The sequence below is a fragment of the Terriglobus sp. 2YAB30_2 genome, from assembly GCF_052114765.1.
GTDB lineage: Bacteria > Acidobacteriota > Terriglobia > Terriglobales > Acidobacteriaceae > Terriglobus.
In genome coordinates this window covers 1-4,644 of sequence record NZ_JBFRFJ010000042.1, presented here as the reverse complement: position 1 = coordinate 4,644, position 4,644 = coordinate 1, and the positions used below count along the sequence as shown (strand labels likewise).

At 60.4% G+C, this 4,644-nt stretch carries 4 protein-coding genes; all 4 read left to right on the top strand.

Annotated elements, in window-relative coordinates:
• Positions 1-157: 157 nt before the first annotated feature.
• The 4 genes from AB4Y89_RS24290 (at position 158) to AB4Y89_RS24275 (ending at position 4,032) form a co-directional block, all read left to right on the top strand.
• Entirely contained in the window at positions 158-346 is a 189-nt protein-coding gene (locus tag AB4Y89_RS24290) for a hypothetical protein (RefSeq protein WP_442303528.1), read from the top strand.
• Between the two features lie 153 nt (positions 347-499).
• The gene (locus tag AB4Y89_RS24285; protein WP_442303527.1) at positions 500-2,041 is read left to right on the top strand and encodes a hypothetical protein; all 1,542 of its coding nucleotides are present in this window, start codon (positions 500-502) and stop codon (positions 2,039-2,041) included.
• A 244-nt stretch (positions 2,042-2,285) separates the two neighbouring features.
• Positions 2,286-2,678, top strand: coding sequence for a hypothetical protein (locus AB4Y89_RS24280; protein WP_442303526.1), 393 nt, complete (start codon positions 2,286-2,288; stop codon positions 2,676-2,678).
• Positions 2,679-3,108: 430 nt separating this feature from the next.
• The gene (locus AB4Y89_RS24275; RefSeq protein ID WP_442303525.1) at positions 3,109-4,032 is read left to right on the top strand and encodes a DUF2637 domain-containing protein; all 924 of its coding nucleotides are present in this window, start codon (positions 3,109-3,111) and stop codon (positions 4,030-4,032) included.
• The last annotated feature ends 612 nt before the right edge of the window (positions 4,033-4,644 follow it).

Sequence of the window (4,644 nt, the reverse complement as noted above, 5' to 3'; positions counted from 1 at the left end):
CGCTTCGCCACCACCACAGCACCGAAGATCCTTGACCTCCCCGACACCGTCTGGATCAACCAACCAACTCACGGCACCACCCAGGAGACCGACACGACAGCCGCTTAAACACACCCACCGGTCTCATTCAGCTTGAAAAATTCCGGTGGTGAGTGTCGTGAATACGCTGGTACAGGTCGTCTGTGCCCATCAGGACGTCGACTTCAGGAACCTGTCATTAAGGAACCTGGCCGACGAGCTCGAGATCCGTACCGCATCCGATGATCAACAGTCGCTGCGAAGCAGCTCCACTCGCAATAGCAGGCCTCATCAGCCGTTCGACGAGTTCCACCCCGCGCATACGTGAGGGCACTCAGCCTGTAGGAAGAGTTCGAGGACATCCGACTGCGAAACCCCAAGATGCTCAGGCATTATCGTGAGCCGCAGCAACGGACGGAACCGCTACGGTGTGTCGGTGGCGAACACAACGGGCGACCGGCGGGTCAGCAGTCTTCAAGGAATGCTTCGTAAACCAGCATCGGTTCAAATAGCGCGCATCGAAGTTCTCGAATCCAACATCCTTGCGCCGCAGGCCATCGAGTTCGATCGACTGATAGCGATCGTCGGGTCGCACGGTGCCGGTAAGAGTCTGACGCTACGCCTGATCGAAGGTGCGTTCGGCAACGTTCGTCAAACATTCGCGCCGCCGTTCATGCCCGAGTACGGGCAGGATGAAGAGCCACTGCTGTCGGCACTACCGCATCCAATCACTGCTACGGTGAATATCACAGTAATCCGGGACCATGTCCATATAACGGTACCCATCGATATTTCCGAAGGGCCGAGCGCGAACAAGCAGAAATGGGCCGACGCTCTCGGTCTAACATTCAAGCCAGAGCATATCGGCGTGCCGTACATGCTTTCGGAGCTCTTTACGTATCTACAATACTACGAGGAGCATGCGACTCATGCGGCGCATCGCGGAAATGGGGCAGTATCACCTGCACCGGAAAATCTTGAGCTGCTCCGCTCCTATCGACGTAAGGATCTCGACGCAGTCAGAAACATTCTTGGCAAGGTTTATGAGTCCGCCTCAAGTTTTGGATGGAAATACCACGATAATAAATGGATCGAACCCTTTCCGCATATCATCGCGGAAACTGCCAGCGGCAGGCGAATCGACAACTTGATGATGAGCCTCGGCGAACTGTGGACTCACTGGTTGTTCGGCTGGTGTTTCATCGGTGCCAATGGGTGGCCTCGGCTGCTCGATGAGCCCGAGTCCTTCTTGGCTCAGCGCGGTCATCGCCCACTTATCGACGAAGTATTCCGCCGTTGTCTCGAACACGATAATCAGCTAGTCGTCGCGACACACTCGCCGCAAATTTTATCACGCTTCCCGTTGAATAATATCCGACTCTGCCTGCCTAGCGCTGATGGGATTCTTATCGCTCCAGCAAAGAGTGCCTCGCAAATCTTCGACTTGCTTGGAGCTACAGGCTCCGTTCGGATCGTTGTTCTCGTGGAGGATGACATGGCGTCACACATCCTGGGTGATCTGTTTGCCGAACTTGACTGGAATCTTGCCAGGCAACTGGAAATCGTCCAAGCGGACGGAGAAAGTATGGTAATAGCCGGGTTGAGGGCCATGCGAAATGCGCGCGAGATCGGATATGTCGGAATTCTTGACGGAGACTGCCGAGGCAGGGATCTATTTCCAAAATCAAAGGTCGGCGTGGAGACCGCCGAGTACCTCACGCAGCGGGTCTTATATCTGCCAGGCAGCCAATCGCCGGAGACAGAACTGGCACAAGCCGCAGCCAAACAACCCGAACGCCTTGCGCAACTGCTCAACCGGGAGACCATCGATATTGCCACCGCGGCGGCGTCGTGCGCTGATCTCGACCACCAGTACTGGCTTGCTCGATACGCTCGCACCTTGGGGTTGCCTCAGGACGTGGTACGCCACAACCTCGTCCGGATATGGCTCACCTCGGAGACCGTCATGGTCCAGGCCAACGAGTTGATTCACAGTCTCCGAGCTCTCGTCGACCGGTCGTAGCCGCCCCGCGTCCAGACCAAGCCACTTGTACCAGCGTATTCACGACACTCACCACGCCCGCAGTGCGGGTCTGCCCGAGGAAGAGGGCGCCTTGAGGCTGGAACAACTCTCTTGATCGACAGTCCCTACAAAGAGCCACGCGCAACCACCACCGGAACAGACCACGACACCTACACGCGCACAGCGAAATACCTCGACGCCATAGCCCTTGCTGCGGGGGCACCGGTTGTGGTTGCGATGCCCGATGAGCAGGGCTGCCAGCGTTCAGGCCAACGCGCGTCGATCGCGCCTCACGCGGCGGGACCAGCGCAGTCGAGCATTCATCAGCGCCACCCGCTGCATCTACCGCTACGCCGAGGAAACCGGCTGGATCCGCTCCGCCGACAACCCCGCCCGCCAACTCACCATGCCCGCCCGACGACCCTCGCACCGCAACGCGATCCCGTCGGGACAGTTGGCAGAGATCTGCCAGGCCGCAGCGACCAGCGGCAACGCCCCCGACCTCGACGCTCTGATACTGCGCCTGCACATCGAGACCGCTTGCCGCCGCGGCGGGGCCCTCGCCCTGCGCCCGCACGATCTAGACCCCGACCAATGCCTAGTGTTCCCGCGGGAGAAGGACGGCACCGACCCCTGACAACCGGTCTCACCGACGTTGATGCGCCACCTGCAAGATCACGCCACCCAACGCCACAGCCCCCACTCCAGACAGCTACGCGCTACCGCAACGGAAAACCCATCACCTCTCGACGTTTCGCCCGCATCTGGAACCGGATCGGACAGACCTTACCGTGGGTCTCCAGCCAGGGCATGAGCACGCACTGGCTACGCCACACCCCGCTCACCTGGGTCGAGTGCACCTCCAGCTACGCCGTCGCCTAGAAGTACGCCGGACACCACAGCAAGAGCAACGGCACCACCGCGACCTACGTCAAATCTCACCTCACCGAAGTCGCCGCCACACTGGCCGTGATCACCAGCAAAGCGCACCCGCTCGTGCCGGCATACCACCCGGGCATGCCCATACCGTCCGCACGCTGAGCCCCGCGACCGAAGGAATCATCCTCATGACCGACACCGCTCTCGCTCCGCCCACCACAGTCGCGCGGACGACGCCATCCGAGGTGACCACACCGAAATCGCGTGCGCACACCTTCTTCTGGGCCGTGCTCGCAGCCGCCGTCACCGTCAGTATCACCGGCAACGCCACGCAAGCCCTGCTGCACGACACCGCGTTACCCGTCGTGGCTGCTGCGGTCGCGATCATCCCACCGCTGGCACTGTTGGCGGCGGTGCACGGCGTGACAGTCCTAGCGCGTGCGCACACCGCGACCCGCGCCACACGATGGGTGGCAACCGCCATGACGGTCCTGATCGCCACCGGCGCCTTCTGGCTGTCCTTCACCGCCTTACGGTCACTGGCGATCACCGCCGGAGTCCCACACGGCGAAGCATGGTTATGGCCTCTGATCATCGAAGGATCCACGGCCCAATCCACCGTCGCGTTGCTCGCCCTCGCCCACTCCACGCATAGCCATGAGCGTGTGCACGCAACTGGCCAAGCCGGCAATAGTCCGTCACAGCCGAACGATCAACCCTTCGCGGACAGCGCTGAGCCTGCACAGACACCATCTGCGGGAGTCGGCTTTGTGCACACTCCATCGCACCTTTCCGAAGGCACAGACCGAGACTTTTCGGAACTAGCAGCGCGACTGTGCGCACGTGACCCAGCCCGACGGCGAGACCCCGAACTCGTCGCCAGGGCACTGGCCCATCATCACCTCGACGGCTGGAATCCCACCCGCATCGCTACCAAACTGAACAAGAGTCGCTCCACCATAAGCCGGATACTCAGCGATGCCGCGACCTTCCAGTCCCACGAAACGACCCGCGAACGTCACTGTCACGAGCGGAATTATCCGGAGCAGCCACCACAATTACTCCTATCGGACGAACTCGCAGTGACCACAACACCTTCCCTCGTAAAGTGATCAGCACCGTTTACCATTCCGGATGGCGGCGGACCGCTCTCAGGTCCAAGCGCCGATTCCGTCTCAAGCATCGATGAGCACGATTACGCAGCACCCGAACGAGACGTAATTCGAGGAGTCTCTACTCGGATTCGTCCAGTTGCGAATCTCCGTTGGGGGCCACGTCCGGAAGGCTGACGCCAAGGTTTCGGTGCTCAAAGTCCCACGCGGGGGCACTCCGAGCTTGACTGGGCCCCGGTTGCAGTCGGACCTGCTCAGGGAGCTCCAGTCAGGAGGGTCGTTACCACGATGACGCTGCGGACTGAGGTCGCTTGAATCCGAACGGACGCCTGACGAATCCTGCCGAGTCAGCTAGCTACCGCGAAAGGACTGACGATTCATCAGCACACGACTACCTCTCGACAGCAGGTCACTCGAGGTGTTGGATACCCCACAGTGCTTTCGTTGCAGGTACCAGCACCACTGACTGGGCCCCGGTTGCAGGTCCACCGGCTATGCGAGTTGTAGCTGTTGCTTGAACTCGGTCGGTGACCATTGCTCACGGAAGGCATTGGGGGCGAGAAAGCCCAGGGATCCGTGTGGCCGGTAACTGTTGTACTCGATGCGCCAGCC